The sequence below is a fragment of the Alsobacter sp. R-9 genome (genome assembly GCF_054612375.1).
Genome location: NZ_JBTSWJ010000010.1, coordinates 55851 through 82504 on the forward strand (window position 1 = coordinate 55851; position 26654 = coordinate 82504).

The window sequence follows — 26654 nt, forward strand, 5'->3', positions numbered from 1 at the left end:
CGCACGCCCGGCTGCCACGCCCGAGCTTACACGGGTGGACGATGGCCGGAAGGCGCCGGGTCACCCGGCATGGCGTCCGTTGAATGTTTTCTGGTGGCAGTGTTGCAACCGGAGCGCGTCAGAAGCGGCCGCGCATGAACTGCCCTGCCGATGCGAGAGCGCGACGGCCCGCGTCGAGGGCGGCATTCCACAGCGGGAACGCGTGGATCATGTGCGGCCAGACCTGCAGGGTGACGGCGACGTCGGCGCTACCGGCCGCCTCGGCGAGGCGGGTGGAATCGGAGAGCAGCGTCTCGGCGGAGCCGACCTGGACGAGGAGCGGCGGCAGCCCCCGCAGGTCGCCGTAGAGCGGCGAGACGCGTGGATCGCGCCGGTCGACCGACGCCGGGACGTAAGCCCCCGCGAGTTCCTCGAGGTAGCTGCGGTGGATGAGGGGGTCGACGCCGTCCCTCGTGTCGAGCGTCGCACCGGTCATGGCGAGGTCGGTCCACGGCGACAGCAGCCAGCCGCAGGCCGGGAGATCCTCGCCGGCATCCCGCAGCCGCATCATCAGCGAGAGGGTGAGGCCGCCGCCGGCACTGTCGCCGCCGACGACGATGTCGCGGCCGGAGTACCCCTGCGAGCGGAGGAAGCGCCACGCGGCGAGCGCATCCTCGCAGGCGGCGGGAAACGGGTCTTCGGGCGCCAGCCGGTATTCCAGCGCGAGCGTGCGGATTCCGGCGGCCCGCCCTGCCTCCGTGACGAGGCGGCGGTGGCTGACGATGGAGCCGGAGCAGTAGCCGCCGCCGTGGAAGTAGAGCAGCACCTTCCCCCTGTCGGCGCCGGGCTCCAGCGACCACTCGGCGGGGCATCCGCCGACCGTCGCCGCCTCGCGGACGATGTCCGGCGCCGCGGGGGCGGCGGCGCCCACCTCCTCGATGCGCCGGCGGCGAGCCGCCCAGCCGACGGGGCGCGGCTGCGAGGAGAGCAATGCGCGAACGGCGGCTACGTCGTCGAGGTCGGACATGGCGGTCGGTCTCCGGGCCGCGGCCGGAAGCGGGCCGCTGTTCGGGATCATGCTGCCCGGCGCCCGAAGCGCGGCCTGTGCCGGAGCGCACGCTCCGGCCGGGCGATCAGGCGTCGTCCTTCACCACGGTCAGCTGGTGCCGGTAGACATCGAGCGCCGCGCCTTCGGCGATGCCGAGCGCGGACTGCCCGCGCGGACCGAGCGCGTCGCGCACCAGCGCGAGAAACTCCTCCTCCCCGGCCCAGCCCTCGCAGACCAGCACGTAGGGCGGGACCGCATTGGCGGCGCCGCGGGCGCGCTGCTCGGCGTTGACGTAGCCGCTGGCCTGCCGGTCGGCCTCCAGCAGCATGACGTTCGCCACGCCCGGCGCGGCCGCCAACCGCGGCAGCGTCTGCCCGGTCACCATGCGCACGTGCTCGATTTCGGAGTGCTCCGGCACCTCGTAGCGCAGCGTGGCGACGACACCGCCCTGCGCGGTGCCCGTGCGTGCCGTCACGCGGCACAGGGAGCGGGCCACGTTGCGGAAGTGGCGGACGGCGGAAAGCGTGCGCGGGGTCGGGCTGTCGAGCCGCGCGCGATACTCCGGGCCGGCGACCACATCGGCGGAGGCGGTCTCGTAGAGGTTGAAGAAGCCGAGCGAGGCCTCCAGCGCGACGTAGCGGCGGCCCCGCACGAAGCCTGGGATGCCGACGCGCTCGGGCATGTGCTCCTCGCCGTGCCAGGCGTAGAACTCCGCCAGCCCTTCCGGCACGATGTCGTGCCAGATCGCGACCGCGCCACCGGCCGCCATCACAGCAGCCCCTGACGGCGCATCAGCGCGGCGATGGCGTCGCGCTCCGCGTCGTCGACCCCGAGTTGCGGCTCGCGGACGGCGGCCGACGGGAACAGGCCCTGCAGGCGCAGCACCTCCTTCATCCGCGGCCGGAAGTCACGGATCGGCGGGCGCCAGCAGTAGCGGGCGATGGGGCCGAGCTTCGCCCAGATGGCGCGCGCCGCGGCGAGGTCGCCGCCCTGCACGCCCTCGTTCATGGCCACGAGTTCGCGGGTGAAGGTGCCGGCGAAGCCGATGAGCGCGCCGGTGCAGCCCATGGTCATTGCCTCGAAGATGAAGGTGTCGCTGCCCGTCAGCACGCCGATGGGGCGCGGCAGCGCCGCGGCGACCTCGATGGTGGACAACGTCTGGGCGACGTCGAACGACGCCTCCTTGATGGCCACGAGCTCGGGGATCTCGGCCATCCGCCGCAGGATCTCGGGCGTGTAGTCCGGCCCCCAGCCCTTGGGGAACTGGAAGCAGATGATCGGCTGCTTCGCCGCGTCGGCGATGGCCTTGTGGTAGCGGTAGATCATCTCGCCCGGCACAGGCGCGCCGGAGAACGTGGGGAACGGCGGGAAGATCGCGAAGCCGTCGACCCCGGCGCGGGCGAACCTCGCCGCCTTGTCGGCGGCCGCCCGGGTGGAGCCGGCGACGACGCCGGTGAGGAAGGGCACGCGCCCGGCGATCGCGCCGCGGCAGCGGGCCACGACCTCGTCCTGCTCGGCCTCGGTGAGGGCGATCACCTCCGAGGCGTCCATGTTCATGGCGATGGCGCCGGGCCGCTGGCCGGCGAGCCAGTCCATGTAGCGTTCGAGGGTGGCCCAGTCGATCTCCCCGCCGTCGTGCATGGGCAGGAAGGGAGCGGCGATCACGCCGGTGAAGGGGCGGGCAAGCATGGCGGCACCTCAATACTGGATCACGCCGTGGCGCATGAAGACGTCGGTGATCGCCTCGCAGTAGGACGCGAAGCGCGGGCTGGCGAGCACGGCCTTGTCGCGCGGGCGCGGCAGGTCGATGTCGAGGATGCGGTCGATGCGTCCCGGGCGCGGAGTCATGACCACGACCCGGTCCGCGAGCGCCACGGCCTCGGCGATTCCGTGCGTGATGAAGAGCGTCGTCTGGCGCCGGGCGAGCCAGAGCTTCTCGAGGTCGATGCGCATCTGCTCGCGCGTCAGCGCGTCGAGGGCGCCGAATGGCTCGTCCATCATCAGCAGCGGGGGATCGTGGATGAGGCCGCGCACGATGGCGGCGCGCTGGCGCATGCCGCCGGAGAGTTCGCGCGGCATCCGGTCGGCGAAGCCCTCCAGCCCGACGCTTTTCAGCAGCGCGAGGGCGCGGTCCCGGTAGGCCCCGGGGTTGCCGCCGCGCAGCTCGATCTGGACGAGCACGTTGTCGAGCACGTTGCGCCAGTCGAGCAGCACCGGGCTCTGGAAGACGACGCCGAGGTCCGTGTAGGGCCCCTGCACCGTCCGCTCGCCGATGCGCACGCGCCCCTCCGTGGGCGCGATCAGGCCGGCGACGATCTTCATCAGCGTGCTCTTGCCGCACCCCGACGGACCGAGCACGGCGACGAACTCGCCGGGCCTGACGTCGAGGTCGAGCCGCTCGATGGCACGCGTGACGCGGCCCTCGCGGCGGAAGGTCTGCCCGATCCCCTCGACGGCGACGGGCACTCCCCCGGCGCCCGCGGCGCCGGAGGAGGCCTGCATCCCGGCCGAGGGGTCCATGGGCCGCACGACGGCCGGTCCCGTCACTTCGGCAGGAACTCGTTCGTGTGGAACGCGGTCCAGTCGGCGTTGGTCTCCAGACCGCGGTACTTCTTCAGGAGCTCGATCGTCTGCTTCCAGTCGCGCTCGTCGCCGTAGCCCGTGCGCCCCTTTACGTTGGGCGAGTCCATGAGCTCGAAGTCGACCAGCATCTGGTCCTTGGTGGACTGCCGGTTGAGGTCCGCCTTGGCCTTCATCGCCGCGTCGACCGCAGCGTCGGGGTTCTTCTTCGCCTCGTCCCACGAGCGGATCGACGCCTTGACGAAGCGGCGCACGAGGTCTGGCTTCGACTTGATGGTGTCGTTGGAGGCGACGATCGTCATGCCGACGATGTTGGCGCCGTGGTCGGCGAAGCGCAGCGCGGCCGGCTCCTGCCCCTTGTACTTGATGAGGAAGAACTGGTCGTCGGCGCCGCCGAGCAGCGCGTCGGCGCGCTTCTCCAGCACGGTGACCACCTTCGCGGCGGGGTCCACCTGCACGAAGGAGATCTTGTTCATGTCCACCTTGTTGGCCGCGGCGACGGCCTCGAAGAGCTGGCGCAGCGGATCGCCCGGGGAAACGGCGAGCGACTTGCCCTCCAGGTCCTTGGGCGTCTTGATGCCGCTGGACGCCAGCGAGACGACGGAGAAGCCCGTCGAGCTCAGCACGTTCATCACCGACTTGATCTCGCCGCCCTTGGCGACCAGCGAGATGACGCTGGAGCTGTCGGCCATGCCGAAGGTGTCGGAGCCGGCGGCCACGACCTGGACGGTGTTGGCCGAGCCCCTGCCCTCGTTGATGGTCAGGTTGATGCCCTCGTCCTTGAAGAAGCCCTTCTCGACGCCGTAGTAGTACGGCACGTGCAGGCCGCCGAGGTACCAGTTGAGGCGCAGCGAGACGTTGTCCTGCGCGCTCGCCGCGCCGGCGGCGAACATCGGCAGTGCGGCGGCCAGCGCCAGCAGCATGCGTCTTGTGGTCATCGTTTCCTCCTGATGGGTCGTTGTTCTTGTGGGTGAGCCGGGGCGTCGCCCCTCCGCCGTTGAGCGGCGGCCTTTTTCTTGGAAGCGGTCAGATGCCCGTCACGTCCGCCGGCCGCTGCGAGACGTGCCAGGGGATGACGAGCCGTTCGAGCCATTCGACGGCGTAGTAGATCGCGAGCCCGATGAGGCTCAGCAGCACGATCACGGCGAAGACCATCGGGGTCTCGAGGTTGCCGTTGTACTGCTGCAGAAGGTAGCCGAGGCCGCGGTCGGAGGCGACGAACTCGGCCACGACGGCGGCGGTCGCCGAGAGGGCCGCGCCCACCTTCAGGCCGGTGAAGATCTCGGGCAGCGCCTGCGGCAGCCTGATCTTGACGAACATGCGCCAGCTGCTCGCCCCCGTGGTGCGGGCGAAGTCCATGACGTCAGGGTCGACCGACTTGAAGCCCGCCACGCTCGCCACGACGATGGGGAAGAAGCACAGCAGGAAGACGATCAGCAGCTTGGGGCCGAAGCCGAAGCCGAACCAGATGATGAAGAGCGGCGCGATGGCGATCTTCGGGATGATCTGCAGGAACACGATCACCGGGTAGAGCGCCTCCTCGACGAAACGCCAGCGCACCACCGCCAGCGCCAGCGGGATGCTGACGGCGACGGCGAGCAGGTAGCCGCCGAGGATTTCCTGCGTCGTCACATAGGCGCCGGCCAGCACGGTCGGCCAGCGCTTGAGGAACTCCGCCCAGATGCGGGTGGGCGGCGGCAGCAGGTACTCCTTGATGCCGAAGATCTTGACCGCGTACTCCCACAGCAGGAAGAGCGCCACGAACACCACGATCAGCCCGATGCGCCTGCGCAGCCAGGTGCCGGCGCGCTCGGCGAAGGTCGGTGCGGCGGGCGCCGCGGACGAGGTGGCGGGTGCGCTCATTCCGCCGCGTCCCGCGCGGGAATGTCGAAGGTGCCGAAGGCCGCGGGCAGGTTGATCTCGATGAGTTCGAGGTCGTCCGAGCGCGCGACGACGTTGTGCGGAACGCCGGCCGGCTGCGACAGGCAGCCGCCGGCCTTCACGGTGACGGCGTCCTCGACCCCCTCGTAGCGGAAGGTGATCCAGCCCTTCAGGACGTAGACGACGTGGCCGGTCATGTCGTGCCAGTGCCAGCCGGTTTCCTTCTCGAACGGGCGGATGGCGCGGATGTGCTTGGCGCCGAACCGGCCGCCCGAGGCGGCGGCGAGGCCGAGGTCGCGATACTCCACGTCGGCGCGCGGGCCGTCACGGGTGAAGCCCGCCTCCGAATAGGGCACGAGGGAGAGGCGCGTGTGCGCGCCGTCCAGCGGCAGCGGGCCCTCATAGTGCGGCGCGGCGTGCGTCATGGTCGGTCTCCGGGACGGAAGGACGGGCGGAGGCACCCGCGCCGGGGGCGCGGCGCAGCGGCCAGATGGCGCCAAGATCGCGGGCGGCGACGTCGAGCCGGCGCGCGAGCTGGGCGCGGCGCTCGGCACCGAAGCGATGCAGGGGCCCGGCGAGGCTCAGCGTGGCGACGGCTCCCGGCATCCCGACGGCGGGGGCGTTCATGTCGTTGACGGCGACGGCGACGGCCGCGGTGCCGGGCTCGCCCTCCTCCACCGCCTCGCCGAAGCCGCGCTCGCGCGTTTCCCGGAGGCGCTCCCGGAAGGCCTCCAACGTGCGGGCGACGCGGGGCCCGAAGCGTTCGGGCGTCGCGAGCCGGGTCGCCGCCACGATCCGCAGCGCCTCGGGCTCGGGGAGCGTGGCGAGCCACGCCTTGCCGGTCGCCGTGGCGTGCAGGACGACGTCGTGGCCGGTGTCGTGGTCGAGGTCCGGGTCGTAGCGCAGGCCGGACCGGGCGCCCTGCGCCTTGGCCACCCATACGAGCCGCTCCCCGTCGACGACGGCGAGCCGGGCGAGCTCGCCGGTGTCCATGGCGAGGGACTCCAGAATCGGCTGGACGAGGTCGTCCAGGCCGCTGCGGACGTAGTGACGAAGGCCCAGCATGGTCAGCTTGAGGGTGAGCACATAGCGGCCGGTGGCGGGATCCTGCCGGGCGTAGCCCTCCTCCTGGAGGAGACCGAGGAGCCGGTGGGCCGCACTCTTGGGCAGCGCGAGCGCATCGCAGATCTCGGTCAGCATCACCCCCTCCGGACGCCCGGCGAGATGCTCCAGCACGAGGAAGGCCCGTTTCGCAGCCGACTGGTTCACGGCGCAGGGTCCATTAGCGGAACTCGGTTCCACTAATTGACGGCGCCGGGCGGGCGCTGTCAACGACCGCGGCGGAGGCACGGCGGTCAGACGGCCCGGCCGTGACGGGCTTCAGTCGCAACCGGACGGGTCACTGCCGTCTCGCGCCGTGCGGAACGATGGGGACGCCCTGCAGGGTCGGCCGGACGCGAGGGGCCGGCCGGACGCACCCCAGCCGGCGTGGCCGGTCACAGCTTGCCCTCGTCCACCTTCGACATGATGCCGAGATAGAGGCCGTCCTTGCGGAAGCGGCAGGCGAAGGGCTTCACGCCCTGCGGACCGAGGTCGGCGGTGGCGTCGACCAGCAGGCCCTCCGGGCCGGGCCGGGTGCCCGCCGTGCGGATGCGGTCGGGCTTCGTGCCGAAGTCCACGGCGGCGTAGCGGCGGCAGTTGTCCGCCAGGACCGCATCCGGGGGCGGTCCGCCCTCGGCGCCGCCCTCGCGCAGGTAGCGCCCGGCGACCCACCCCTCGACCGGCGTGCCGTCGGTCGTGGAGACCCTGCACCAGCGCTGGCCGCCGACCATGCGGCAGCCGCCGTTTCGCAGGACGGCCCCCTCGGGGCGGGAGGCCACGACCGGATCGCGTGCGGAGGGCCCCTTGCGAAGGTTGAGCACGTCTCCCGCCCGGACGCCGGTGACGACCCATGTGTCCGGGCCGCCCTGCAGGCCGTCGGCGAAGTCGTTGGTGACGGGGCCGGCGGCGGGCTTCGCGCTGCCCGGGATCGAGACGTCGAGCGTGAACATGGCGCGGGCGCCGCGGCGGGCGGCGGCGCGGTTGAGGAAGACGCTGATCGTGTACGTGCCCGACGCGGGCAGGACCCCCTTGAAGCGGTTGATCGGGTCCAGCATCTCGCCGATGGCCATCGCCTCGTCGCCCGGCCCCTTTCCCGGCGCGTAGACGTTGAAGGAGACGGAGGTGCTCCGCGACTTCAGCGCGACCGCGAGGGTCTGCCCGGCCTCGGCGCCCAGCGTGTAGAGAATGCCGGACCGGCCATCAACGGTACCGCGCACGGTGGCGCCGTCCTTGCCGGGCGCGAAGTGGATGGGCTTCGTCACGTCCTGCGCCTGGGCCACGCCCGCCGCTCCCAGGAGAGCGCACACGAACCCCCATCGCCGCCAGCCGCGCATGCCGTTCCCCCCGGGATTCCCTCTGTGGCGGCTGAGCCTGCCCGAAGCGTGGCGGTTCGGCCAGCCCCTGCGACCGAGGCCCTCAGGCCGGCACGGCCGGAAGGAAATGCCCCGCCTCCCGGCCGATGTAGTCGAGGAGGGCGGCGGCGGGCGGCAGCAGGATCTTGTCCGCCCGCCGTACGGCGAACCACTGGCGCACGACCGGCAGCCCCTCGACGCGAAGGACCGCGAGCCGGCCGTCGGCGATCTCGCGGGCCACCGTGTGGCCAGAGATGAAGGCGATGCCGAGCCCGGCCATCACCGCCTGCTTGATGGTCTCGTTGCTGTCGATCTCCATGCCAACGTGCGGCACGACGCCCGCGCCCTGCAGTACGGCCTCCATGAGGGCCCGCGTGCCGGAGCCCCGCTCCCGGATGATGAAGGTCTCCTGCGCGAGATCGTGCACCGCGCAGCGGGCACGGCCTGCCAGGGGATGGTCGGTCGGCGCGATGATCACGTGCGGGTGGTCGCCGAGGAGCCGGCGCTCGAGGTCGAGGTCGGCCGGCGGGCGCCCTGTGATGGCGATGTCGAGCCGGAACTGGCGCAGGCCGTCCATGATCTGCTCCCGGTTGCCGATCGTCAGGATCAGCTCGATGGCCGGGTGAAGCCGGGCGAAGGCGCCGATGACGAAGGGCGCGAAGTACTTGGCCGTGCTGACCACGCCGATCGACACCCGCCCGCCGCCGAGCCCCTTGAGCAGGTCGAGCGCATGGCCGCAGTCCTCGAGGGCCGCCTCGACCCGGTCGTGCAGGTGCAGAACGGCCTGCCCGGCCTCGGTGAGGTGCATGCCCTGCGGCGTGCGGTGCATCAGCGGCAGGCCGGCGAGATCCTCGAGCGTGCGCAGCTGCAGGGTCACGGCCGGCTGCGTGACGCCGAGCTTCTGCGCCGCCTCGGTGACGTTGCGCGAGCGGGCGACCACGGCGAGCGCCCGCAGCTGGCGGATGGAGGCGGCGCGGATGTCGACCATAGTTTTTCTTTGCCTGCGGCGAAGAATTATAAATTTCTCTCAAGGATCGGGGTGCGTCAATATGTCCTTGCGCCCGACGAATCCCCCAACGACACAGGCCTCCGGGGCCCGGGCGCGAGGAAACGCCGATGCCCGCAATGTCCCTCAGCGACTATTGTGAAGTCGCCGTCGCCGCACGCCCGGAAATCGCGGACACCGCGGCCGTCGTACAGGCCATGGCCCGCGCCATCGCCGCCATCGCCGGCCGCGTCGCGCTGGGCCCGCTGGGCGAGCCCTTCGACGAACCCGGCACGACGAACGCCGACGGCGACGTGCAGAAGGGCATCGACGTCTTCTGCCACGAGGCGATCTTCGAGGCGCTGCTGCGCGCCCCCGTCGCGGAACTCGCCTCCGAGGAATCCGACACCATCGAGGTGCTGACCCCCGGCGCACCCCTCGCCGTCGCGGTCGATCCGCTGGACGGCTCGGCCAACGCCGACATCAACATGCCGACGGGCACGATCTTCTCGGTCGTCCCGGCCCGCCGGGAGGACGATCCTCGCCTCGGCTCGTTCGCGGCGCCCGGCACCGCGCAGACGGCGGCGGGCTTCTCGATCTACGGCCCCTGTACCGCGCTGGTGGTCTCGATGGGCGCGGGCGTCGCGATCTTCACGCTCGACCCGCGCGACCGCGTCTTCCGGCTGACGGCCGACCATGTGCGGATCCCCACGGGGCGGCGCGAGTTCGCGATCAACGCCTCCAACCACCGCCACTGGGACGACGCGGTCCGCACCTACATCGACGACTGCACGTCCGGGGCCGACGGCGTGCGCGGCGCCGACTTCAACATGCGCTGGATCGGGGCGCTGGTCGCCGACACGTTCCGCATCCTGCAGCGCGGCGGAATCTACCTCTATCCGTCCGACCGCCGGCCCGGCTATGAGAACGGCCGCCTGCGGCTCGTCTACGAGTGCCGGCCGGTGGCCTTCCTCGTCGAGCAGGCGGGCGGGCGCTGCACGACCGGGAGCCGGCGGGTGCTGGACCTGCCCGCGACCTCGCTCCACGCCCGCGCGCCGCTGATCTTCGGCGCGACCGACAAGGTGGAGCGCGTCGAGCGGCTGCACGAGACGACGGACGTCGGCGCCGAGCGTGCGCCGCTCTTCGCCCGCCGCGGCCTTTTCAGGGTGTGAGGGGGCGACCATGTCCGTGCGTCACCCCATCATCTCCATCACCGGATCGTCGGGCGCCGGCACGACGTCGGTGAAGAAGACCTTCGAGCAGATCTTCCGTCGCGAGCAGATCAACGCCGCCTACATCGAGGGCGACGCCTTCCATCGCTACGACCGCGCCGAGATGCGCGTGAAGATGGCGGAGGAGGCGGCGCGCGGGAACAAGCACTTCAGCCACTTCAGCCCGGAGACGAACCTCTTCGAGGACCTGGAGGCGACCTTCCGCAGCTATTCGGAGACAGGCACGGGTCGCACGCGCCACTACATCCACGACGCGGCCGAGGCCGAGCTGCACGGCGCCGCGCCGGGCACCTTCACGCCGTGGAGCACGCTGCCCGAGAACACCGACCTGCTGTTCTACGAGGGCCTGCACGGGGCCGTCGTGACCGACAAGGTCAACGTCGCGCGCTACGCCGACATGAAGATCGGCGTGGTGCCGGTGATCAACCTGGAGTGGATCCAGAAGCTGCATCGCGACAAGGCGACCCGGGGCTACTCCACCGAGGCCGTCACCGACACGATCCTGCGGCGGATGCCGGACTACATCCACTACATCTGCCCGCAGTTCACCGAGACGGACATCAACTTCCAGCGCGTGCCGACGGTCGACACCTCGAACCCGTTCATCGCGCGGTGGATCCCCACCCCGGACGAGTCGATGGTGGTGATCCGCTTCCGCAACCCGCGCGGCATCGACTTCGCCTACCTGCTCTCGATGCTGCACAACAGCTTCATGTCGCGGGCGAACTCCATCGTCATCCCGGGCGGCAAGCTCGACCTGGCGATGCAGCTCATCCTGACGCCGATGATCCTCCAGCTGATCGACCGACGACGACGCGCCTGAGGCCGCGCCGCCTGCAAAGCCATGCCCAGCCCTGCCGCACCGATGGCGCCCGCGCCGTCGCGGGATTCTGCTGACCGGAGCCACCCATGAGCGCAGCCCTCTCCCTGACCGCCGGAACGAGCCTGCCGGCCGTCGCGCATCGCGACCTCGCCAACGCCGTCCGCTTCCTCGCCGTCGATGCGGTGGAAGCGGCGAAGTCCGGCCACCCCGGCATGCCGATGGGCATGGCGGACGTGGCGACGGTGCTGTTCACGCGGTTCATGAAGTACGACGCCGCCGATCCCGCCTGGCCGGACCGCGACCGCTTCGTGCTGTCCGCCGGGCACGGCTCGATGCTGCTCTACGCCCTCCTCCACCTGACGGGTACGGGCGGCATGACGCTGCAGGACCTGCGCGCCTTCCGGCAGTGGGGATCGCGCACGCCGGGCCATCCCGAGTACGGGCACACGCCGGGCGTGGAGACCACCACCGGGCCGCTCGGCCAGGGCATCGCCACCGCGGTCGGCATGGCCATCGCCGAGGAGATGGGGCGGGCCCGGCACGGCTCCGGCCTCGTCGACCACCACACCTACGTGATTGCCGGCGACGGCTGCCTGATGGAGGGCATCAGCCACGAGGCGATCTCGCTGGCCGGCCACCTGAAGCTGTCGCGGCTGATCGTGCTCTTCGACGACAACTCGATCTCGATCGACGGCTCGACGGCGCTCGCCTGCTCCGACGACCAGCTGGCGCGCTTCGCGGCGTCGGGCTGGTCCGTCCGCCGCGTCGACGGGCACGATCCGGAGGCCGTCGCCGCCGCCATCGCGGCGGAGCAGGCCACCGACCGGCCCTCGCTCATCGCCTGCCGGACCGTGATCGGCTACGGCGCCCCGCAGCGCCAGGGCACCGAGAAGGCGCACGGCGCGCCGCTGGGCGCCGAGGAGGCGGCCGCCGCACGCCGCACGCTGGGCTGGGACCACGGCCCGTTCGAGATTCCGGATGCCGTGCTCGGCGCCTGGCGCGCCGCCGGCGCCCGCGGCCAGCGCGAGCACGCCGCCTGGAACGCCCGCGTCGCGGCCGCCGCCCCCGAGGCGCGGGCTGCGCTCGCCGGGGCGGACCCGATCGACGGCGCCGCCCTGCACGACGCCCTCGAGCCACTGCTGCGCCGCTTCGCCGAAGACAGGCCGTCGCTCGCGACCCGCCAGGCGTCGCAGAAGGTGATCGACGCGATCGTGCCCGCCCTTCCCGCCCTCGTCGGCGGATCGGCCGACCTGACCCACTCGAACCTGACGAAGGCGGCCGGCCACAAGCCCGTCGCGACCGGCGACTTCTCCGGCGGCTACATCCACTACGGCGTCCGCGAGCACGCCATGGCCGCCGCGATGAACGGCATCGCGCTGCACGGCGGGTTCGTGCCCTATGGCGGCACCTTCCTGTGCTTCGCCGACTACAGCCGCCCGGCGATCCGTCTCGCCGCCCTGATGGGGGTGCGCGCCATCCACGTGATGACGCACGACTCGATCGGGCTGGGCGAGGACGGCCCGACCCACCAGCCGGTGGAGCACCTCGCCTCGCTGCGGGCGATCCCCAACCTCATGGTCTTCCGCCCCGCCGACGGCGTCGAGACGGCGGAGGCCTGGGCCTGCGCGCTGCAGGAGGCGCACCGCCCCTCCGTGCTCTGCCTCACCCGGCAGGCCGTCCCCGCCTTCCGCACGGACATCTCGGAGAACCGCACGGCGCGCGGCGCCTACGTCGTCGTCGAGCCCGAGGGCGGGCGCGACGTGACGCTGATCGCCACGGGCTCTGAGGTGAGCCTGGCGATGGAGGCCTCGTGCCGCCTCGCCGCCGACGGCGTGCGGGCGGCGGTTGTCTCGGCGCCCTGCCTCGACCTCTTCGCCGCCCAGCCGGCCCCGTACCGCGCCGCGGTCCTCGGCGATGCGCCGCGCGTCGCCGTCGAGGCGGCTCTCGACTGCGACTGGCACCGCTGGATCGGGGACGCGGGCGCCTTCGTCGGCATGGCCGGCTTCGGCGCCTCCGCCCCGGCAGACCGCCTCTACGCCGAGTTCGGCATCACCACGGACGCCGTCGTCGCCGCCGCGCGGCGCGTCATGAGCCGCTGAGCCTTCCCGCAGGTCCCCGTTTTCGTCTTTCCAAGGAGTCCGCCATGAACACCAAGGTCGCCGTCGTCGCCGGCAAGGATCGCTACAAGTCCGGCGTCATGGAATACAAGAAGATGGGCTACTGGGAGCCCGACTACGAGCCCAAGGACACGGACGTCATCGCCCTCTTCCGGGTCACGCCGCAGGACGGCGTGGACCCGATCGAGGCCTCGGCGGCGGTGGCCGGCGAGAGTTCCACGGCGACGTGGACGGTGGTGTGGACCGACCGGCTGACGGCCTGCGAGAAGTACCGCGCGAAGTGCTACCGGGTGGACCCGGTGCCGAACGCGCCCGGGCAGTACTTCGCCTACATCGCCTACGACCTCGACCTGTTCGAGCCGGGCTCCATCGCCAACCTGTCGGCCTCGATCATCGGCAACGTCTTCGGCTTCAAGCCGCTGAAGGCGCTGCGGCTCGAGGACATGCGGCTGCCAGTGGCCTACGTGAAGACCTTCCAGGGCCCCGCCACGGGCATCGTCGTGGAGCGCGAGCGCCTCGACAAGTTCGGCCGGCCGCTGCTGGGCGCCACCGTGAAGCCGAAGCTCGGCCTCTCCGGCCGCAACTACGGCCGTGTCGTCTACGAGGCGCTGAAGGGCGGGCTCGACTTCACCAAGGACGACGAGAACATCAACTCGCAGCCCTTCATGCACTGGCGCGACCGGTTCCTGTACTGCATGGAGGCGGTGAACAAGGCGCAGGCCGCCACCGGCGAGATCAAGGGCACCTACCTCAACATCACCGCCGGGACGATGGAGGACATGTACGAGCGCGCCGAGCTCGCCAAGGAACTCGGCTCGTGCATCGTGATGATCGACCTCGTGATCGGCTACACGGCCATCCAGTCGATGGCCAAGTGGGCGCGCAAGAACGACATGATCCTGCACCTCCACCGCGCCGGCCACTCGACCTACACGCGCCAGAAGCAGCACGGCGTGTCGTTCCGCGTCATCGCCAAGTGGATGCGCCTCGCCGGCGTCGACCACATCCATGCCGGCACCGTCGTCGGCAAGCTGGAGGGCGACCCGAACACGACGCGCGGCTACTACGACATCTGCCGCGAGAACGAGAACCCGATGCGTCTCGAGCACGGCATCTTCTTCGACCAGCACTGGGCGAGCCTCAACAAGATGATGCCGGTCGCCTCGGGCGGCATCCATGCCGGGCAGATGCACCAGTTGCTCGACCTCCTCGGCGAGGACACGGTGCTGCAGTTCGGCGGCGGCACCATCGGCCACCCGATGGGCATCGCCGCCGGCGCGACCGCCAACCGCGTGGCGCTGGAGGCCATGGTGATGGCCCGCAACGAGGGCCGAGACTACGTCAACGAAGGCCCGCAGATCCTCGAGGACGCCGCGCGCCACTGCCTGCCGCTGAAGCAGGCGCTGGAGGTGTGGAAGGACGTCACCTTCAACTACGCGTCGACGGACACGCCCGACTTCGTGCCCACCGCCACCGCGGCGGAGTAACCGGACCGGACGCGCCTCTCTCCTGCGTCATCCCCGGCCGGAGCGTCAATCCGCGCAGGGGAAGGGGATCCAGCCCTGACGGGCAACCGCTCTGGATCCCCATCCCGCGCCTGCGGCGCGCCGGGGATGACGGGAGGGTCGGGACGGCCGGCGCGGACGGACAGGCAATCGAAACACGTCACACCAGGAACCACGACCATGCGCCTCACACAGGGCACCTTCTCCTTCCTGCCGGACCTCACGGACGAGCAGATCACGCGGCAGGTGCAGTACTGCCTCGACAAGGGCTGGTCGGTGAACATCGAGTTCACCGACGACCCCCATCCCCGCAACACCTACTGGGAGATGTGGGGCCTGCCGATGTTCGACATCCCGGACGCGGCGGGCGTGATGGCCGAGCTGGCGGCGTGCCGGAAGGTCCACGCCGGCACGAACTACATCCGCCTCTCCGCCTTCGACGCGAGCCACGGCTGGGAGTCGATCCGGCTGTCGTTCATCGTCGACCGGCCGGCCGAGGAGCCGGGCTTCCGGCTGGAGCGGCACGAGGAAGGCGGGCGCAACGTCCGCTACACGACCCGCTCCTACGCCACCGACCGGCCTGCCGGCGCCCGCTACGGCGCCTGACCGCCCTGCCCCCGGCCCCGGCCGGGGGCCTCCCCCGCAGGAGACATGCCGTGAACGCCATCGCCATGCCCGACCCCGCGCCGCAGGCCGTGGACCTGCGCCACGAATATGAAACGTCCGGCGTTCGCGACGTGCTCGACGAACTCGACCGCGACTTCGTGGGCCTGAAGCCCGTGAAGCAGCGCATCCGCGAGATCGCGGCGCTGCTGCTGGTGGAGCGGGCGCGCCGGCAGATGGGCCTCGCCCACCAGGCGCCGAGCCTGCACATGAGCTTCACGGGCAACCCCGGCACGGGCAAGACGACGGTTGCGCTGCGGATGGCGGGGCTCCTCCACAAGCTCGGCTACATCCGCCGCAACACGCTCGTCACCGTGACGCGGGACGACCTCGTCGGGCAGTACATCGGCCACACGGCGCCCAAGACGAAGGAGGTGCTGAAGAAGGCGATGGGCGGGGTGCTCTTCATCGACGAGGCGTATTATCTCTATCGCCCGGAGAACGAGCGCGACTACGGCCAGGAGGCCATCGAGATCCTGCTGCAGGTCATGGAGAACCAGCGCGACGACCTCGTCGTCATCCTCGCCGGATACGCCGACCGGATGGACCGCTTCTTCGAGAGCAACCCCGGCTTCCGGTCCCGGATCGCCCACCACATCGACTTCGTCGACTACGGCGATGACGAGCTGCTGTCGATCGCCGAACTGCAGCTGGAGCGCCAGAACTACCGGCTGTCGCCGGAGGCGCGCGAGGCGCTGACCGCCTACATCGCGCGGCGGCGGACGCAGCCCCACTTCGCCAACGCCCGCTCGATCCGCAACGCGCTCGACCGCGCCCGGCTGCGGCAGGCGAGCCGCCTGTTCGAGACGGCGACGCGGCCGCTCACGGCCGACGATCTCTCGACCATCGGCGCCGAGGACATCCTCGCCAGCCGCGTGTTCCTGCAGCCGGCCGGGACTACGGCATGACAACGCCCCGCTGGCCCGCCGCCGTCGTCTTCGACCTCGACGGGACCCTCGTCGATTCGGCGCCCGACATCGCGGAGGCGCTGAACGAGGTCCTCGCGGAGGACGGTCGCCCGACCCACGCGCTGGCCCAGGTGCGCCGGATGGTGGGGCACGGCGTGCACCGCCTCGTGGAACGCGCCTACGGCGACGGCGCGCCGACGGACGTGGTCGCGGCCCGAACCGCGCGATTCGTGACGCGCTACGAGCCGCGCGCGGCGCGGCTGACAACGCTGACGGCGGGCGCGCCGGAGGCCGTGGCCGCCTGCCTCGCCCGAGGGGCGAAGGTCGCGGTGTGCACGAACAAGCCGGGTCCGGCCGCGGTTGCGCTGCTGCGGGGGCTCGACCTGCACGACCCCTTCCACGCGGTGCTCGGCGGCGACACGGGCCTGCCCCTCAAGCCGCATCCCGCCATGCTTCACGCAGTGCTCGACGGCTTCGGCGTGGGTCCGGAGGACGCGCTGTTCGTGGGAGACAGCAAGGTCGACCACGACTGCGCCCGCGCGGCGGGGGTGGCGGTCGTTCTCGTGCGCGGCGGCTATGGCGAGCACAGCGCCGACGACCTCGCCGCCGACGCCGTGATCGACTCGCTGCACGACCTCGAGGCAGTGCTGGCGCGGTTCGGAGATACCGGACGCGTCGCGACGGCGCGCTGAGCCGCCGGACCTCCCGGAGGAGCGTTGCCGGCGGCCCCACGCAGAGGCCCGCCGGCCCGCCGCTACCCCGTCAGCCAGCCCCGCAGCGCGCTGGTCCGGCACGGCCGCGACATCGCTCGTGTTTCAACAGGCGAAATTCCGGTTTACGTGGCGCAACAAGTGCGCCTACACTTTCGACTGATGGGGGCGACGGACGCCCGGTCCGTTCGCGCCTCCCTGTCATGACTTCAACCTGTCCTTTGAGGGGAGGAGAGGAATGGATCTCCAGCGTCGTCGTTTCCTGCTCACGTCGGTCGCGGCCGTCACGGTAGCCGCGCCGATCCTGTCCGCCACCGTCGCCCACGCCGCGGGCGACCCGATCCGCAAGATCGTGCTGGCCACCGCCTCCCAGGCGGCGGACCCGCAGGAGTTCCAGGCGGCCCAGCTGATCGCGCAGGAGTGGCGCAAGCTCGGTCTGGACGTCGAGGTGCGCGGCTTCCCGCGCCCGCAGCTGTCGGACCTCGTCTGGTACAACCGCCAGAAGTGGGACACGACGATGTGGCGCATGGTCGGCCGCCCCGAGCGCAGCGACCCGGACGAGCTCGTCTACAACCTCTTCCACTCCTCGACCGCCGAGAAGGGCTTCAACTTCGTCGGCTACGTGAACAAGGACTACGACACCGTCGCCGAGAACCAGCGCCGCGAGACCGATCCCGCCAAGCGCAAGCAGATCGTCGCCAAGGCGCAGGAGATGGTCGCGAAGGACGCTCCGTACGTGTTCCTCGTCCATCCGAAGAACACGGTCGGCTACCTGTCGAGCGTCATCAAGCCGGCCTCGGTCGTGGACCAGGGCGGCATCGGCATCCGCAATTTCTGGACGTTCGTGAAGGCCGAGCCGGCGGGCTCGGTGAAGGACATCATCGCGAACTCGACCGAGTCGCTGGTGTCGATCAACCCGCTCTACATCTCCGGCGCGCCGGACAGCTGGGTCACCGAGCTCGTCTGGGACCGCCTGATGCGCATCGGGCCGGACGGCCTCGCCAAGCCCTACGCGGCCAAGGACGTGAAGTGGGTCGACGCGACGACGCTCGACATCACGCTGCGCCCCGGCATGAAGTGGCATGACGGCAAGCCGGTGACGGTCGAGGACGTCATCTTCTCCTACGAGGCGACGATGGGCGACAAGTCGCCCATGTACAAGCCGTTCTCCAGCAACATCGCGGGCATGGAGAAGGTCGGCACCGACGGCGTGCGCTTCAAGCTGAAGGAGCCGAACGCATCGTTCCTGATCTCGACGATCGCCAAGATCAACCTGATCCCCAAGCACGTCTGGGAGCCGGTCCTGGCGGGCATGGCGGGCAAGCCGCAGAACGCCGAGACCTACCAGGAGCAGCAGCCCGTCGGCTCCGGCCCCTACAAGGTGGCGCGCTTCAAGCTCAACGAGGAGATCGTCCTCGAGAAGAACGCCAGCCACTGGGAAGCGCCGAAGTTCGACCGCTTCATCCTGCGCATCGTGCCCAACAACGAGGCGAGCCTCGGCATGCTGCGGCGCGGCGAGTTGAACTTCCTGTCCGACTACCGCGGCGACCCCAAGCTGCTGATGGACCTCGCCCAGCAGCAGAAGGACATCCAGGTCGCCTCGACGGTCGACATGGGCCTGCGCTTCGTCGGCCACAACCTGCGGCGCAAGCCGTTCGACGACCCGGCCTTCCGGCAGGCGCTGTCGGTGGCGGTCAACCGCAACCTGATGGCGCAGGCGGCGTGGAACGGCTTCGCCGTGCCCGCGTCGTCGATGATCTCGCCCGCCCTGCCCTTCTGGCACCAGGGGCAGCCGCCGAAGGCGAGCATCGACGAGGCCAAGGCCATCCTCAAGAAGGCCGGCTACGAACTGGTGGGCAACAAGCTCCACTACCCCAACGGCGTCAAGGAGACGCTCCAGCCGGAGTGATCCGCGTGCGGCGGCCGGCACGACCCGGCCGCCGCGTCCCGCCCTGCCCGCTGTCCGGAGTTCACGATGCGGTCGGTCGCCATCCGCTTCGCGCAGATGCTGCTCGTCCTCTGGGCGGTGGCGACGATCCTGTTCTTCCTCTTCCGGCTGATGCCGGGAGACCCCACGCTCGCCTACATCGACACCACCTTCACGGCCGAGCAGCAGGAAGAGCTGAGGAAGCAGTTCGGCCTCGACCGGTCGATGTTCGAGCAATACGTCATCTACTTCGCCAACGTGCTGCAGGGTGAGTTCGGCACATCGTTCCGCAGCAAGCGGCCGGTGTTCCAGATCATCTTCGAGGTGCTGCCGAACACGCTGGCGCTGACCTTCCTGTCCATCACGATCGCCTACATCTTCGGCGTCCTCGTCGGCGCGTGGCTCGCCTGGCGGCGGGGGTCCGTGGCCGAGGCGGTGGGCATCCCGCTGGTGCTGACCCTTCGCGCCGCGCCGGAGTTCTGGCTCGGCATGGTGCTGCTGGCCATCTTCGCCTTCGGGCTCGGCTGGTTCCCCTCCGGCGGCGCGAACTCGGCGGGCATGCAGTTCCCCTCGACCTTCGCCCGCCTCACCTCGACGGATTTCCTGGCCCACCTCGTGCTGCCGGCTGCGACGCTGGCCCTCTACCTCCAGGGCCTGCCGCTGCTGCTCATGCGCTCCAACATGCTGGACGTCCTGCAGGAGGACTACGTCATGATGGCGCGGATGAAGGGCCTGCCCGAGTGGCGCATCCTGCTGCTCCACGCCGCGCGCAACGCGCTGCTGCCCGTCGTCACGGCCTTCGCGCTGGGCCTCGGCGCCTCGGTCGGCGGCAACGTGGTGGTGGAGACCGTGTTCAGCTGGCCCGGGCTGGGACGTGTGCTGGTGGAAGCGGTCGCCTCGTCCGACTACCCGCTGGCGCAGGGCGCCTTCATGTTCATCGCCTTCATCCTCATCGTGATGAACTTCGTCGCCGACCTCCTCTACTCCGTCCTCGACCCGCGGGTGTCGCATGGCTGACGTCGCCGCCACGACACCGGTCGCCAAGCCCCGCCGGCGCATGCCGAGCCTCATGCGGGCGCTGCGGCTGCCGGAGAACGACCCGCTCGCCATCATCGGCGTGACGATTTACGTCGTCTTCCTGCTCGTCGCGCTGTTCGCCGACGTGCTGGCGAAGGACCCGTTCGAGATCCTTTTCACCGAGGACGGCAACCTCGCCGCCAACCTCGGCCCGAGCCTCTCGTTCCCCCTCGGCACGACCAACCTCGGCCGCGACATCTTCTCCCAGCTCGTCATCGGCACCCGCAGTGCCTTCGTCGTCGGGCTGACGGCGGCGGTGGCGGTGGTGGCGGTGGGCACCATCGTGGGGCTGCTCTCGGGCTATTTCGGCGGACTCGTCGACCAGATCCTGATGCGGCTCGCCGACATCGCGCTGGGCATCCCGTTCCTGCCCTTCGTCATCGTGCTCGCCGCCTTCCTCGGCCCGCAGACGCAGAACGTCGTCCTCGCCATCACCGTCCTGCTCTGGCCGAACACGGCGCGCGTCATCCGCTCGCAGGTGCTGACGCTGCGCGAGCGAGGGTTCGTCGAGGCGGCGCGCGTGGCGGGATCGAGCGACCTGCGCATCATCCGCGTCCACATCGCGCCCAACATCATGCCGCTCTCGCTGCTCTACGGGTCGATCGCCATCGGCTGGGCCATCCTGACCGAGGCGAGCGTCAGCTTCCTCGGCTTCGGGCCGTCCGACTCCATCTCGTGGGGCGCGATGCTGCAGGATGCCTACGCGTCGCAGGCGCTGTCGCGCGGCAGCTACAACTGGTTCGTGCCCCCGGGCCTCTGCATCGTCCTCGTCGTCGTCGCCGGCTTCTTCATCAGCCGCGGCTACGAGGAGGTCCTGTTCCCCAAGCTGAAGGACTGACCGATGTCCCTCCTCAGCGTCCGGGGCCTCGCCATCGACTACGCCACGAAGAACGGCACCCTCCACGCCGTGAGCCGCGGCACGCTCGACGTGAACGCCGGCGAGGTTGTCGGGCTCGTGGGGGAATCGGGCTGCGGCAAGACCACGCTGGCCCGCGCGCTCACCGGCGTGATCCCGAGGAACGCCACGTTCAAGGCCGGCAGCATCGCCTTCGAGGGACGCGACCTCCTCTCCGGCCCCGCCTCGGCGTGGCAGGACCTGCTGTGGCGCAAGATCAGCTTCGTGCCGCAGTCGTCGATGAACGCGCTCGACCCGGTCTACCGCGTCGGCTCGCAGATGACGGAGGTGCTGCGGCTGCGCGGCGGCTTCGACGCCGCCCGGGCGCGGGCGCGCAGCGACGAACTGTTCTCGATGGTGGGCCTCGACCCGCGGCGGGCCGGCGAGTACCCGCACCAGTTCTCCGGCGGCATGCGCCAGCGCGCCGCGATCGCCATGGCGCTGGCGCTGGAGCCGGCGCTCGTCATCGCCGACGAGCCCGTGACGGCGCTCGACGTCATCGTGCAGAGGCAAGTTCTCGACACCCTGCGCGACCTGCAGACCCGCCTCGGCGTCTCCGTGCTGCTGGTCACTCACGACATCAGCGTCGTGGCCTATGTCTGCGACCGGGTGGTCGTGATGTATGCCGGCGAGGTGGTCGAGTCCGGCACGACGCAGGCCGTGCTGGAGCAGCCGCGGCATCCCTACACGATGGGCCTGACCAACGCCTTCCCCGACCTCGAGCGGGCCGGCGGAGACCTCGCGCCCATCGCCGGCGCGCCGCCGGACCTGCGCTCTCCGCCCGCCGGGTGCCGCTTCGCGCCGCGCTGCCCATTCGCTCAGGCGCGCTGCCACGCCGAGCCGCCGCCCCTCACCGTCGACGCCGACGGCCATGCCAGCGCCTGCTGGCGGTCCGACGAGGCCGAGACCCTGGCCGAAACCGCGAAGGATGTGAGCACATGGACGCGTATGTCCGCGTCAGCGGCCTGAGCAAGGCCTTCCCGGTCAAGCGCTCGGTCGCGCAGACGCTGCGGGGCGAGCACCCGGTGGTCCATGCCGTGCGCTCCATCGACTTCGACCTCGCACCCGGAGAGACGGCGGGCCTGCTGGGCGAATCGGGCTGCGGAAAGACGACGACCGGGCGGCTGCTGCTGAAGCTCGTGGAGCCGACGGCCGGCAGCATCCGGATCGGCGAGCGCGACCTCGCGGGGCTCTCGGGCGAGGGATTGCGGGCTTTCCGCCGCGACGCGCAATTCGTCTTCCAGAATCCGTTCGACGCGCTCAACCCGCGCATCAGCATCGGCAACTCGCTGGCCGAGCCGATGATCAACGCGGGCATTCCGAAGGCCGACCACGTGGACCGCATCAAGCTCGTGCTGGAGCGGGTGCGACTGCGCGGAGGGACGGACCTGCTCGAGCGCTACCCGCACGAGATGTCGGGCGGGCAGCTGCAGCGCATCGTGCTCGCCAGGGCGCTGATCCTTGAGCCGCGTTTCATCGTCGCGGACGAGCCCGTCTCGATGCTCGACGTCAGCGTGCGCGCGGGCATCCTCAACCTGATGCGCGAGCTGCAGGACAGCCTGGGGCTCACCGCGATCTACATCTCCCACGACCTCGCGCTGGTGCGCTACGTGGCCCGGCGCACGATGGTCATGTACCTCGGCTCGCTGGTCGAGGACGGGGCGACCGAAGACGTCATCCGCGAGCCGCTGCATCCCTATACGCGTGCGCTCATCGCCGCCGTGCCGCTGCCGCGCGTCGACCAGTCGCGCGCCGCGCTGCCGCTGCGTCCGGGCACGCCGGACGCGCGGAAGGTGGGCCAGGGCTGCCCGTTCTTGAACCGCTGCCCGGCGGCCATGGCCGTGTGCGAGGCCGAGCGGCCGCCCCTCGTCTCCGTCGCCGGCGGCCGTCGCGTCGCCTGCCACCTCGTGCCGGCCGCGGGTCCCGCGCCCGCCGACCGGCTCGCCCCTGCCGCGTAACGCTTGGGAGGATCAAGAAGAATGTCCAGCCTCGACCAGCAGGCCCGCGCCCTCGTCTCCGCCGACGACCTGATGGACACCTGCGCGAAGCTCTGCGCCCTCGGCGAGAAGGTCGCCGGCAGCGCCGAGGAGGAGAAGGCCTGCGCCATCCTCACCGCGGCGCTCGACCAGTACGGCATTCCCTACGAGGTGCACCGCTTCCAGTCGTTCATCTCGGCGCCGGTCTCCGCGAGCCTGGCGCTCGCCACCGCAGGCGGACCCATGGAGATCGAGGCCGTGGGCGTGGCGTTCGGGCTGTCGACGCCGCCGGGCGGCGTGACCGGCCCGCTCGTCGACGTGGGAGACGGCGGCGAGGCCGACTACGCCGGCAAGGACGTGAAGGGCAAGATCGCGCTCGTCGGCAAGCTGCCCTCCCCGCACAACGCGCTGCTGGCGGCGAAGCACGGCGCCATCGGCATGGTGTCGATGTCGGCGGGCAAGCAGCGGCACAAGATGATCATCACGCCGGTGTGGGGCACGCCGGAGTTCGACCAGGCGGCCAGCATCCCGAAGCTGCACGTCGTCTCGATCAGCGGGCACGACGGCGCGCGCATCCGCGAGGCGCTGGCGAAGGGCCCCGTCGAGGCGACGCTGAAGACCGAGGTCGACACGCGCTGGCGCGAGGTTCGGCTCCCCGTGGCGGAGATCCGGGGCCGGGAGCCTGAGTACCTGCTGGTCGGCGCGCACTACTGCTCCTGGTTCGACGGCTCGACGGACAACGTCACGGGTGACGCCTGCATTCTCGAGCTCGCCCGCGTCCTCAAGCAGTTCGAGGGCAAGCTGCGCTACGGCTTCAGGATCGCGTGGTGGCCGGGCCATTCGCATGGCCGCTATTCCGGCTCGACGTGGTTCGCCGACACGTTCCACGAGGACCTGCGGCGCAACGCCATCGTCTACTTCAACATCGACTCGCCGGGCGTCCGCGGCGCCACCGTGTACGTGCCGCGCCACCAGATGGCGGAGGTCGGCGACTTCAACGAGGCGATGACCAAGGAGATCACCGGCTGGTCGACGATGACGAGCAGCAAGGCGCAGCTCGCCATCGGCAAGCGCGGCGACAAGTACGTCAGCGCCACGCGGCCCTCGCGCGCCGCCGACCAGTCGTTCTGGGGCATCGGGCTGAGCTCGATGTCGGTCTACAGCATGCTGACGCCGGACCATCCGGACCGCGACCCGAACGTCGGCGGCTCGGGCGGCGCGTGGTGGTGGCACTCGGAACACGAGACGATCGACAAGGTCGACCCGGCGATCCTCGTGCAGGACACGCAGCTCTACGCCTCGATCCTGCTGCGCATGGCGACGGCGGACGTGCTGCCCTTCCGCATCAGCGCCATCGCGCAGGACTTCTCGGATTCGCTGCGCGAGTACCGGGAGGGGGCCGGCGACCGGTTCGACTTCGGGCCGGTCGAAAAGGCCGTGGCAGCCTACCGCAGCGCTGCCGAGCGGCTGGAGGCGAGCCTCGCGGGGGCGACGGAGGAAGGGCTCACGCGCGCGGCCAACCGGCTGATGCTGCGCGTCACGCGGGTGCTGAACCCGATTCTCTACCAGGACCTGCCCGGGCACCTGCATGACCCGGCGCTCGGCTCCCGCTCGCTGCCGAGCCTGAAGGCTGCCCTGACGCTGGGCCGGCTCGATCCCGCCTCGGACGCCTGCCGCTTCGCCGTGGCCGGCCTGCAGCGGCGGGTCAACGCCGTCATCGCCCAGCTGGGCGAGGCGACGGCGCATGTCGAGGACTTCCTCGCCACGCGGCTGAAGAAGGCGGGGTGACGGGCGAACCGTCCCTCCCCGCCTCCGGCGCGGCCTACCGGACGGCGACGAGCACCTTGCCCGCGTCGCCGCGCTCGGCCGCCTCGTGCGCCTCGACGATCCGGTCGAGCGGGAACGTGGTCATTCGCGGGTGGCGGAGCCATCCCTCCGCGAGGGCGGCGGTGAGGTCGGCGATGGCCTGCGCGCGGGCCTCGTCCGGCAGGCAGTAGCCCTGCACGATGCGGAAGTTCAGCCCCTTCGGCGCGATGGCGTAGTAGGGGAAATTGAACTCCCGCACGCGGGTGGACGAGTAGCTCGCGATGGTGGCATTGAGGCCGGCGACGGCGATGTCGAGCGCCAGGTTCTCGCCCAGGTCGACCTCGACGATCCGGTCGACGCCCTTCCCGCCGTTCGCCGCCAGGATTGCCTCGGCAGCGCGTGGATCGCGGTAGTCGACGGCATGGTGGGCGCCGACGTCGAGCGCCGCGGTGCGCTTTTCCGGCGAGGAACCCGTGGCGATGACATGGGCCCCGGCGTGGCGCGCGAACTGCACCGCGTAGGAGCCGACGGCTCCCGCTCCGCCATGCACCAGCACCGTCTTGCCGGCGACGGGACCGTCGGCGAACACGGCGCGGTGGGCGGTGCAGGCAGGAATGCCGAGGCAGGCGCCGACATCGAAGGACGCGGCGTCCGGCAGCGGGACGACCTGCGCCGCGGGAACGAGGCAATGGTCGGCGGCGGTGCCCTGCCCCTCGGTCTCCGCGTTCCATAGCCAGACGCGCCGGCCCGGCGCCAGACCCGTCACGCCCGGCCCCAGCGCCTCCACCACGCCCGCGCCGTCGGCGTGCAGAACCATGCGGGCGCTGCGCGGCTTGTAGCTCGCCCAGCCGGCCCGGCGCTTGGTGTCGGACGGATTCACCGCGGAGCGGTGGATCGCGACGAGCACCTCGCCGGGACCCGGTCGCGGAACGGGGCGGGTCTCAACCCGGATGACGTCCCGGGCGGGACCCGTGTCCTCGTAGTAGGCGTAGCGCGAGACGGCCAAGTCTGCGGTCATGAGAAGGCATTCCCCTCATCCGGAGCCCGCTCCGGACGTGTTATTGTGTGAAAAGCGATTTCAATGTACGCAACAATCCCATTGCGTCGAGGGCGCGCGGCCACCGGACGGCGCGTTCCCGTCACGGACACCTTGCGCGGCCATGCCCTACACGATCTCAGCGGTGGACAGAGCCCTGGCCCTTCTGGAGGCCCTCGCCGAGCATCCCGGCCTGAGCGTGACCGAACTGGCGAACGTGACGGGCAACACCAAGAGCCTCGTCTTCCGCCTGATGTTCACGCTGGAGCAGCGGGGCTACGTCATCAAGGACGCCGCGTCGCGCACCTATACGCTGGGCTACCGGCCGATCTTCCTCGCCGCGAGCGCGCAGGACAACGTCGCGCTGATCCGGGCCGCGGGCCCCTTCCTCGACGAGCTCGCCCGCCACAGCGGCTACCAGGTGAACCTGCTGGTGCGCGACGGGCTGCACAGCGTCTGCGTGGCGCTGCGCAGCGCCCGCGACAGCGGCCGGCTCTACGCCCAGGTGGGCCGGCGCGGGCCCCTGCACGCGGGCGGCGGGCCGAAGATCCTGCTGGCCTTCGCGCCCGAAGACATCCGCGAGCAGGTGCTGGCGGGGCCGCTGGAGAAGTACACCCCCACCACGACCAGCGACCCTGCGGCGCTTCGCGAGCGTCTCGCCCGCATCCGCGAAACCGGTCGCAACGACAGCCGGGGCGACCTCGACGCCAACGGCTTCTCCTTCGCCTCGGCGATCCACGACCGCAACGGCGAGGTGGTCGCGGCGGTCAGCGTCGCCGGCACGCTGGACAAGCTCGAGGCGGGCCTTGAGCCGCGGCTGCGGCAGATGGTGCACGACGCGGCAGGGCGCATCTCGGAGGCGATCGGCTTCCGTCATCGCCTCCCCAGCGCCGTCTGAACGCCGTCGCTCCGGCCCTTCCGCGCTCGATCACCGGCCCTCGTCCGCGCTGCGTGCATGGCGCCGCCCCATCTACAGCGGCTGCGGCACGGCTTCGCGCTTGCCACCTTCCGGCAGAGTGTTATCGTCGCTCTGCGAAATCGCGTTTCACTTGG

Annotated in this window: 25 protein-coding genes; 14 read left to right on the forward strand and 11 right to left on the reverse strand. The window is 70.9% G+C overall.

The genetic code is table 11. The annotated features are described in order from the left end of the window. Window positions 1-118: 118 nt before the first annotated feature. The 10 genes from ACX9GQ_RS16430 to ACX9GQ_RS16475 all read right to left on the reverse strand — a co-directional run bounded on the left by ACX9GQ_RS16430 (window position 119) and on the right by ACX9GQ_RS16475 (window position 8929). Entirely contained in the window at window positions 119-1006 is an 888-nt protein-coding gene (locus ACX9GQ_RS16430; protein ID WP_459630647.1) for an alpha/beta hydrolase, read from the reverse strand. A 106-nt stretch (window positions 1007-1112) separates the two neighbouring features. Continuing rightward, window positions 1113-1796: a hypothetical protein gene (locus ACX9GQ_RS16435; RefSeq protein WP_459630648.1), complete on the reverse strand. Its 684-nt coding sequence runs from the start codon at window positions 1794-1796 to the stop codon at window positions 1113-1115. Next, window positions 1796-2716 carry a dihydrodipicolinate synthase family protein gene (locus tag ACX9GQ_RS16440; RefSeq protein ID WP_459630649.1) on the reverse strand — a complete coding sequence of 307 codons (921 nt, stop codon included), beginning with the start codon at window positions 2714-2716 and terminating at the stop codon, window positions 1796-1798. The genes ACX9GQ_RS16435 and ACX9GQ_RS16440 overlap by 1 nt, the downstream gene beginning before the upstream one ends. Window positions 2717-2725: 9 nt before the next feature. Next, complete coding sequence (locus ACX9GQ_RS16445; protein ID WP_459630650.1) at window positions 2726-3574, reverse strand: ABC transporter ATP-binding protein; 849 nt, start codon at window positions 3572-3574, stop codon at window positions 2726-2728. Then, a complete protein-coding gene (locus ACX9GQ_RS16450; protein ID WP_459630651.1) occupies window positions 3571-4545 on the reverse strand; it encodes an ABC transporter substrate-binding protein in 975 nt (324 codons plus the stop codon). Before ACX9GQ_RS16450 ends, ACX9GQ_RS16445 begins: the two co-directional genes overlap by 4 nt. Before the next feature lie 88 nt (window positions 4546-4633). Beyond that, window positions 4634-5470, reverse strand: a complete 837-nt coding sequence (locus ACX9GQ_RS16455) for an ABC transporter permease (RefSeq protein ID WP_459630652.1) — start codon at window positions 5468-5470, stop codon at window positions 4634-4636. Continuing rightward, entirely contained in the window at window positions 5467-5913 is a 447-nt protein-coding gene (locus ACX9GQ_RS16460; protein WP_459630653.1) for a cupin domain-containing protein, read from the reverse strand. The genes ACX9GQ_RS16455 and ACX9GQ_RS16460 overlap by 4 nt, the downstream gene beginning before the upstream one ends. Then, complete coding sequence (locus ACX9GQ_RS16465) at window positions 5888-6757, reverse strand: IclR family transcriptional regulator (RefSeq protein WP_459630654.1); 870 nt, start codon at window positions 6755-6757, stop codon at window positions 5888-5890. Before ACX9GQ_RS16465 ends, ACX9GQ_RS16460 begins: the two co-directional genes overlap by 26 nt. 227 nt (window positions 6758-6984) lie before the next feature. Next, window positions 6985-7869 (reverse strand): SH3 domain-containing protein, encoded by an 885-nt coding sequence (locus tag ACX9GQ_RS16470; RefSeq protein ID WP_459630655.1) that lies wholly within the window; start codon window positions 7867-7869, stop codon window positions 6985-6987. A 136-nt stretch (window positions 7870-8005) separates the two neighbouring features. Beyond that, window positions 8006-8929, reverse strand: a complete 924-nt coding sequence (locus ACX9GQ_RS16475; protein ID WP_459630656.1) for a LysR family transcriptional regulator — start codon at window positions 8927-8929, stop codon at window positions 8006-8008. A 128-nt stretch (window positions 8930-9057) separates the two neighbouring features. On the opposite strand from ACX9GQ_RS16475, the gene ACX9GQ_RS16480 reads away from it, so the two are divergent. The 13 genes from ACX9GQ_RS16480 (at window position 9058) to ACX9GQ_RS16540 (ending at window position 24547) form a co-directional block, all read left to right on the forward strand. Next, window positions 9058-10098, forward strand: a complete 1041-nt coding sequence (locus ACX9GQ_RS16480; protein ID WP_459630657.1) for a class 1 fructose-bisphosphatase — start codon at window positions 9058-9060, stop codon at window positions 10096-10098. A 10-nt stretch (window positions 10099-10108) separates the two neighbouring features. After that, the gene (locus tag ACX9GQ_RS16485) at window positions 10109-10981 is read left to right on the forward strand and encodes a phosphoribulokinase (protein ID WP_459630658.1); all 873 of its coding nucleotides are present in this window, start codon (window positions 10109-10111) and stop codon (window positions 10979-10981) included. A gap of 86 nt (window positions 10982-11067) precedes the next feature. Continuing rightward, a complete protein-coding gene (gene tkt, locus ACX9GQ_RS16490; RefSeq protein ID WP_459630659.1) occupies window positions 11068-13080 on the forward strand; it encodes a transketolase in 2013 nt (670 codons plus the stop codon). A gap of 44 nt (window positions 13081-13124) precedes the next feature. After that, the gene (locus tag ACX9GQ_RS16495) at window positions 13125-14585 is read left to right on the forward strand and encodes a form I ribulose bisphosphate carboxylase large subunit (protein ID WP_459630660.1); all 1461 of its coding nucleotides are present in this window, start codon (window positions 13125-13127) and stop codon (window positions 14583-14585) included. Window positions 14586-14783: 198 nt separating this feature from the next. Further along, the gene (locus tag ACX9GQ_RS16500) at window positions 14784-15209 is read left to right on the forward strand and encodes a ribulose bisphosphate carboxylase small subunit (RefSeq protein ID WP_459630661.1); all 426 of its coding nucleotides are present in this window, start codon (window positions 14784-14786) and stop codon (window positions 15207-15209) included. Window positions 15210-15268: 59 nt separating this feature from the next. Continuing rightward, the gene (gene cbbX, locus ACX9GQ_RS16505; protein WP_459630804.1) at window positions 15269-16174 is read left to right on the forward strand and encodes a CbbX protein; all 906 of its coding nucleotides are present in this window, start codon (window positions 15269-15271) and stop codon (window positions 16172-16174) included. Next, entirely contained in the window at window positions 16171-16866 is a 696-nt protein-coding gene (locus tag ACX9GQ_RS16510) for an HAD family hydrolase (protein WP_459630662.1), read from the forward strand. Before cbbX ends, ACX9GQ_RS16510 begins: the two co-directional genes overlap by 4 nt. Window positions 16867-17122: 256 nt before the next feature. Then, window positions 17123-18793 carry an ABC transporter substrate-binding protein gene (locus tag ACX9GQ_RS16515; RefSeq protein WP_459630663.1) on the forward strand — a complete coding sequence of 557 codons (1671 nt, stop codon included), beginning with the start codon at window positions 17123-17125 and terminating at the stop codon, window positions 18791-18793. A gap of 66 nt (window positions 18794-18859) precedes the next feature. Further along, window positions 18860-19828 (forward strand): ABC transporter permease, encoded by a 969-nt coding sequence (locus tag ACX9GQ_RS16520; RefSeq protein WP_459630664.1) that lies wholly within the window; start codon window positions 18860-18862, stop codon window positions 19826-19828. After that, complete coding sequence (locus ACX9GQ_RS16525; RefSeq protein WP_459630665.1) at window positions 19821-20726, forward strand: ABC transporter permease; 906 nt, start codon at window positions 19821-19823, stop codon at window positions 20724-20726. Before ACX9GQ_RS16520 ends, ACX9GQ_RS16525 begins: the two co-directional genes overlap by 8 nt. A 3-nt stretch (window positions 20727-20729) precedes the next feature. Further along, window positions 20730-21752, forward strand: coding sequence for an ABC transporter ATP-binding protein (locus ACX9GQ_RS16530; RefSeq protein WP_459630666.1), 1023 nt, complete (start codon window positions 20730-20732; stop codon window positions 21750-21752). After that, window positions 21722-22741: an oligopeptide/dipeptide ABC transporter ATP-binding protein gene (locus ACX9GQ_RS16535; RefSeq protein ID WP_459630667.1), complete on the forward strand. Its 1020-nt coding sequence runs from the start codon at window positions 21722-21724 to the stop codon at window positions 22739-22741. Before ACX9GQ_RS16530 ends, ACX9GQ_RS16535 begins: the two co-directional genes overlap by 31 nt. Window positions 22742-22762: 21 nt before the next feature. Beyond that, window positions 22763-24547 (forward strand): M28 family peptidase, encoded by a 1785-nt coding sequence (locus ACX9GQ_RS16540; protein ID WP_459630668.1) that lies wholly within the window; start codon window positions 22763-22765, stop codon window positions 24545-24547. Window positions 24548-24581: 34 nt separating this feature from the next. Here ACX9GQ_RS16540 and ACX9GQ_RS16545 read toward each other — a convergent pair whose 3' ends face one another. Next, window positions 24582-25583 (reverse strand): NADPH:quinone reductase, encoded by a 1002-nt coding sequence (locus ACX9GQ_RS16545; protein ID WP_459630669.1) that lies wholly within the window; start codon window positions 25581-25583, stop codon window positions 24582-24584. A gap of 163 nt (window positions 25584-25746) precedes the next feature. Between ACX9GQ_RS16545 and ACX9GQ_RS16550 the strand changes: the two genes are divergently transcribed. After that, window positions 25747-26499 carry an IclR family transcriptional regulator gene (locus ACX9GQ_RS16550; protein ID WP_459630670.1) on the forward strand — a complete coding sequence of 251 codons (753 nt, stop codon included), beginning with the start codon at window positions 25747-25749 and terminating at the stop codon, window positions 26497-26499. Window positions 26500-26654: the final 155 nt, after the last annotated feature.